This is a genomic window from Actinomadura sp. WAC 06369, from assembly GCF_003947565.1.
Classification (GTDB): Bacteria; Actinomycetota; Actinomycetes; order Streptosporangiales; family Streptosporangiaceae; genus Spirillospora; species Spirillospora rifamycini.
The window spans coordinates 1-6,124 of sequence record NZ_QHJN01000275.1; the positions used below are offsets into that span (position 1 = coordinate 1).

Here is a 6,124-nt window from a genome sequence, read left to right on the forward strand (position 1 = left end):
GCCGTGGGGATTCTGGGGCGGATCTTCGGGCGGGAATCTGGTGGGGGGCCGGGGTGCGCGGTTATGATCGGCCGACATGGCCGAAAGTGGGCCTAAGCAGCGGTTTTGTGGAGGCGCCCATGTCCGGATCGGTCGCTCGTGCCCGGCAGCACTCGTACGGCGATCTCCTGCACCGGACGGCCCGGCGGTACCCCGGGAAGGCGGCGGTCGTCGACGGGGACGTCCGGTGGACGTTCGCGGAGTTCGACGCGGCCGTGAACCGGACGGCGCACGCGCTCGCCGCGCGGGGGCTCGGGAAGGGCGACCGGCTCGCGCTGGTGAGCCACAACTGCAGGCAGTACGCGGTGCTGGCGTTCGCGACGGCGAAGCTCGGCGTGGTGCTCGTCCCGGTGAACTTCATGCTCAACGCGGACGAGATCGGCTACATCCTCGGGCACTCCGGGGCGTCCGGGATCGTCGCCGAGGACGTGCTGGTGCCCGTGGCCGAGAAGGCGCTCGCGATCGCGGGCGTCGAGGGCGGGGTCCGTGGCGTGATCGGCGCGCCGGCCGACGGGTGGGAGGACGTCGACGCGTGGGCCGCGCAGGGCCCCGACGGCGTCCCGGACGTGCCGGTCGAGGACGACGATCCGCTGCGGCTCATGTACACCTCGGGGACCGAGTCGCGGCCCAAGGGCGTCGTGCTGACGAGCCGGTCGCTGATCAGCCAGTACGTGAGCTGCGTCATCGACGGGGAGATGAGCGCCGACGACGTCGAGGCGCACGCGCTGCCGATGTACCACTGCGCGCAGCTCGACTGCTTCTTCAGCGTCGACGTGTACCTGGGGGCGACGAGCATCATCCTGCCGGGGCCGGACCCCGCGCGGCTGCTGGAGACGATCGAGCGCGAGAAGGTCACCAAGCTGTTCTGCCCGCCGACCGTGTGGATCTCGCTGCTGCGGCACCCCGACTTCGACGTCCGGGACCTGTCGAGCCTGCGGAAGGGCTACTACGGTGCGTCGCCGATGCCGGTGGAGGTGCTGCGGGAGCTGCAGCGGCGGCTGCCGGACGTGCGGCTGTGGAACTTCTACGGGCAGACCGAGATGGCGCCGCTCGCCACGATCCTGCGGCCGGACGAGCAGCTGGAGCGCGCCGGGAGCGCCGGGCGCGCGGCGATCAACGTCGAGACGATGCTGGTGGACGACGACGGGAACCCGGTGGCCCCGGGGGAGATCGGCGAGATCGTCCACCGCAGCCCCCACGCGGCGCGGGGCTACTACCGCGACGAGGAGAAGACCGCCGAGGCGTTCCGCGGCGGGTGGTTCCACTCGGGCGACCTCGGGATCATGACCGAGGACGGCTACCTGTCGGTGGTCGACCGGAAGAAGGACATGATCAAGACGGGCGGCGAGAACGTCGCGAGCCGCGAGGTCGAGGAGGCGATCTACGAGCTGGAGGGCGTCGCGGAGGTCGCGGTGTTCGGGATCGGCCATCCGCACTGGATCGAGGCCGTCACGGCCGTGGTGGTACCGAAGGCCGGGGCGTCCCTCGGCGTCGACGACGTGAACGCGCACGCCCGGGAACGGCTCGCCCCCTACAAGCGGCCGAAGTACGTGGTGATCGCCGAGTCGCTGCCGAAGAACCCGAGCGGCAAGATCCTCAAGCGCGAACTCCGCGCGGCCCACGCCTCCCTGGCTCAGGAGTAGTCCAGGTGGGGGGCGAGGGTCAGGGACAGGTGGAGGGTGAGGCGGTCCTGGCCGTCGGCGAGGGATAGGGACGTCAGCTCCTCGATGCGCCGCAGGCGGTGGTAGAGCGTCTGCCGGTGGACGTTCAGCGCGCGGGCGGCGGCCTGGACGCTGCCCGCGTGGTCGAGGAAGGTGCGGGCGGTCGCCTCGAGGTCGGGGTGGTCGCGCAGGGCGCCGGGGACCCGGACGGCCTCGGCGAGCGCGTCGTCGGGGGCCGTGCGGAGGAGCCGCAGCGCGCCGAGCGACGTCCAGGTGCGGGTCTCGCCGGGGGCGGCCACGCGGGCGGCGACGCGGGCGCGGAGCCAGCCCTCGTGGACGGCGTCGAGGGCGGACGACCCGGTGTGCAGGCCCGCGCGGACGGGCGCGCCGCGCTCCTCGAGGAGGCGCCGGGCGCGGTCGATGACGGGGCGGGGCGCGACGCCGGACGGGATCAGCAGCACGTGGTCGCGCTGCCAGAGCGTGGGCAGCACGGAGTGCGGGAGCATCCACGGGTTCAGCGGGACGGGCGCGTCGGTGCGCAGGACGGCGACGGCGAGGGGCGGTTCGGGGGCGGCTGACTCGGCGAGTTCGGCGGCGGCCTGGGCGCGGACGTCGGGTTGCGAGGACAGCAGGTCGGCGACGCGCCAGCCGAGGTCGTCGCGTTCGCGGGCGCGGCGGGCCATGAGCAGCCCGGCGCGCTCGCAGAGCGGCAGGGCGCGCGCGGCCTCGGCCGAGCTGATCCTCTCCTCGTCGTCGAGGAGCCACAGGTAGCCGTAGGTGACGTCGTTCCAGCGGACGGGCAGGCACAGGCGGCCGAGCTGGCCGAGGGCGGCGTCGGCGGGGATGCGGACGGGCCCGGTGGCGCGGGCGATGCCGTGCCGCTCGAAGCGGGTCCGGACGGCCTCGGTGGCGCGGCGGTGCAGGATCGACTCCATCCGGACGGGGTCGATCGTGTCGCCGTGCGCGGCGTAGGCGACGAGGTGGAAGTCGCGGTCCTCCAGCGTGGCGGGCGCGCCGAGCAGGTCGGCGGACAGTTCGACGATCTCTTGGAGGTCCATGGCACCTGTTACATATGTATGAAGAGTTCGGCTTCCGAAAGTGGCATCTGACTATACGCGGTCGGGCAAAGCCGGTTTAGCGTGCGAAGTGTCCAACGCAGTTCGGAGGCCCTGATGCTGAGTCCGCTCCTTCTGGCGGCCGCGCGCAGCGAGCGTGCGCGCGGTCTCGTGACCGCCGTACCCGTCACGCGCGGCGTCGTCGACCGGTTCGTGGCGGGCGAGGACCTCGCCGCGGCCGTGCGGGCGGTGCGGGAGCTGAACCGGGACGGCCTGCGGGTCACGCTCGACCACCTCGGCGAGGACACGCTCGACCGGGCGCAGGCGGAGGCGACGCGGGACGCGTACCTGGCGCTGTTCGAGGCGCTGGGGGAGTCCGCGCCGGGGGCGGACGCGTCGCTGAAGCTGTCGGCGCTCGGGCAGGCCCTGGACGACCGGCTCGCCCTGGACAACGCGCGGACGATCTGCGCCGCGGCGCAGCGGGCCGGGATGACGGTCACGCTCGACATGGAGGACCACACGACGGTCGACTCGACCCTCGGCGTGCTGCGGGAACTGCGGGGCGACTTCCCGTGGGTCGGCGTCGCGATCCAGTCGATGCTGCGGCGGACCGAGGGCGACCTGCGGGACCTCGCGGGGGAGGGGTCGCGGGTCCGGCTCGTCAAGGGCGCCTACGCCGAGCCGTCGTCGGTCGCCTACCAGAGCAGGCACGAGGTCGACCGCGCCTACGTGCGGGGCCTGAAGCTGCTGATGGCGGGGGACGGGCGCCCGATGGTGGGCAGCCACGACCCCCGCATGATCGACATCGCGCTGGCGCTGGCCGCCGAGAACGACCGCAAGCCCGACTCGTTCGAGTTCCAGATGCTCTACGGCATCCGCGCCGGCGAGCAGCGCCGGCTGGCGGAGGACCACACGATGCGGGTCTACGTGCCCTACGGCGCCGACTGGTACGGCTACTTCATGCGGCGCCTGGCCGAGCGTCCCGCCAACCTCGTCTTCTTTCTCCGTTCGTTCGTCTCACGCTGACCAGGAGGCACATTCATGGACGCCGTCACCAACGTCCCGACCCCGGTGAACGAGCCGGTGCGGGGTTACGCGCCCGGCAGCGCCGAGCGGGCCCGGCTGGAGGCGAAGCTCGCCGAGCTCGGCGGCGCCGCGCCGGTGGACCTGCCGATGACGATCGGCGGCGAGCGGCGGCTCGGCGCCGGCGCGAAGGTCGCCGTCGTGCAGCCGCACCGGCACGCGGCGGTGCTCGGGACGTACGGCACGGCCACGCGGGACGACGCGCGGGACGCGATCGCCGCGGCGCTGGCGGCCGCGCCGGCGTGGCGCGCGATGTCGTTCGACGACCGCGCCGCGATCTTCCTGCGGGCCGCCGACCTGCTGTCCGGCCCGTGGCGGGAGACGATCCTCGCCGCGACGATGCTCGGGCAGTCCAAGACCGTCCAGCAGGGCGAGATCGACAGCCCGTGCGAACTGGCGGACTTCTGGCGGTTCAACGTCCACTTCGCGCGCGGGCTCATCGCCGAGCAGCCGATCAGCTCCCCGGGCGTCTGGAACCGGTCGGACCTGCGGCCGCTGGAGGGCTTCGTCTACGCGATCACCCCGTTCAACTTCACGGCGATCGCGGCGAACCTGCCGACCGCGCCCGCGATGATGGGGAACGTGGTCGTCTGGAAGCCGTCCCCGACCCAGACGTACGCGGCCGTCCTCACCATGCGGCTCCTCGAGGAGGCCGGGCTGCCGCCGGGCGTCATCAACCTGGTGACCGGCGACGGGCTCGAGGTCTCCGACGTCGCGCTCGAGCACCCCGACCTGGCCGGGATCCACTTCACCGGCTCGACCGCGACGTTCAAGCACCTGTGGAAGACGGTCGGCGCGAACATCGACAAGTACCGCTCCTACCCGCGCCTCGTCGGTGAGACGGGCGGCAAGGACTTCGTCGTCGCGCACCCGTCCGCCGACCCCGACGTCCTGCGGACCGCGCTCGTGCGGGGCGCGTTCGAGTACCAGGGGCAGAAGTGCTCCGCGGCGTCGCGCGCGTACGTCCCCCGGTCGATCTGGGAGAACGGGTTCCGGGAGCGGCTCGCCGAGGAGGTCGACGGGCTGACGATGGGCGACGTCGCCGACCTGTCGAACTTCATGGGCGCCGTCATCGACGAGCGGGCGTTCGCGAAGAACAAGGCCGCGATCGACCGGGCCGCGGACGACCCGTCGGTCCGGATCGTCGCGGGCGGGACCTACGACGACTCCGTCGGCTACTTCGTGCGCCCCACCGTGCTCGTGTCGGACGACCCCGAGAACGAGATCTTCCGCACCGAGTACTTCGGGCCGGTCCTGGGCGTCCTGGTGTACGAGGACGACCGGTACGACGAGATGCTCGCGCAGATGGAGTCGGTGTCGGACTACGCCCTGACCGGCGCCGTCATCGCGACCGACCGGGCCGCCGTCGCGCACACCGCCGAGGTGCTGCGGTTCGCCGCGGGCAACTTCTACGTCAACGACAAGCCCACCGGCGCGGTCGTCGGCCAGCAGCCGTTCGGCGGCGCGCGGGCGTCCGGCACGAACGACAAGGCCGGGTCGGTGTTCAACCTCCTGCGGTGGACGTCCCCGCGTTCGATCAAGGAGACGTTCGTCCCGCCGACGGACTACCGCTACCCGCACATGGGCTGACGCACCCGCGCGTGAGCCCGCGCGTGAGCCCGCTCCGACGCCCGCGACCCGTCCCGGTCGCGGGCGTCGCGCACGCCCGAGAGGAATTCGCGCAGGTTGTACTCTTTGGTCGTGTTCATGACATGCCGCCGCGCCGCCCCTCCGCCGACGCGTGACCGGCCCCCGGCCGTCCGGAGGCGGGCCGTCCGGAGGCAGGCGTGACGGACGGGCCGGGCCTCACCGCCGGGACCGAACTCGACGGCAGGTACCGCCTGGAGAGCGTGCTGGGCCGCGGCGGCATGGGCGAAGTCTGGCGCGCCGTCGACCTTCGGCTCCGCCGCCCGGTCGCCGTCAAAGTACTGCCCGCCGAACTCGCCGACGTCCCCGGCGCGATCGACCGGTTCGAGCGGGAGGCCGAGGCCGCCGCCGCCCTCCAGCACCCCGGCATCACCGTCGTGTTCGACGTCGGCCGCACCGGCGGGCTCGCCTACCTGGTCATGGAACTCCTCGAAGGCGAGGACCTCCGGGCCGTCGTGCGCCGGCACCCCCGCGGCCTCCCGGTCGCCGACGCCGTCGCCCACGCCGCCCGGCTCGCCGACGCCCTCGCCGCCGCCCACGCGCGCGGCATCGTGCACCGCGACATCAAACCCGCGAACCTCTTCGTCCTCACCGACGGACGCCTCAAACTGTGCGACTTCGGCATCGCCGGCCTCGCCG

At 73.0% G+C, this 6,124-nt stretch carries 5 protein-coding genes; 4 read left to right on the forward strand and 1 reads right to left on the reverse strand.

Going from position 1 to position 6,124, the window contains the following annotated elements; genetic code table 11:
• Window positions 1-119 precede the first annotated feature (119 nt).
• Window positions 120-1,682 carry an acyl-CoA synthetase gene (locus tag DMH08_RS37865; RefSeq protein ID WP_125621041.1) on the forward strand — a complete coding sequence of 521 codons (1,563 nt, stop codon included), beginning with the start codon at window positions 120-122 and terminating at the stop codon, window positions 1,680-1,682.
• Here DMH08_RS37865 and DMH08_RS37870 read toward each other — a convergent pair.
• A complete protein-coding gene (locus tag DMH08_RS37870) occupies window positions 1,673-2,758 on the reverse strand; it encodes a PucR family transcriptional regulator (protein WP_125621043.1) in 1,086 nt (361 codons plus the stop codon). The two genes, DMH08_RS37865 and DMH08_RS37870, sit on opposite strands and share 10 nt — an antisense overlap.
• A 114-nt stretch (window positions 2,759-2,872) precedes the next feature.
• Here DMH08_RS37870 and DMH08_RS37875 point away from each other — a divergent pair, with 114 nt between their 5' ends.
• The 3 genes from DMH08_RS37875 to DMH08_RS37885 all read left to right on the forward strand — a co-directional run.
• A complete protein-coding gene (locus DMH08_RS37875) occupies window positions 2,873-3,781 on the forward strand; it encodes a proline dehydrogenase family protein (protein WP_125621045.1) in 909 nt (302 codons plus the stop codon).
• 15 nt (window positions 3,782-3,796) lie between these two features.
• Window positions 3,797-5,428: an L-glutamate gamma-semialdehyde dehydrogenase gene (gene pruA, locus DMH08_RS37880; protein WP_026401244.1), complete on the forward strand. Its 1,632-nt coding sequence runs from the start codon at window positions 3,797-3,799 to the stop codon at window positions 5,426-5,428.
• A 197-nt stretch (window positions 5,429-5,625) separates the two neighbouring features.
• Window positions 5,626-6,124: serine/threonine-protein kinase (locus DMH08_RS37885; protein ID WP_148108644.1), on the forward strand; the 499-nt coding region annotated here is incomplete at its 3' end.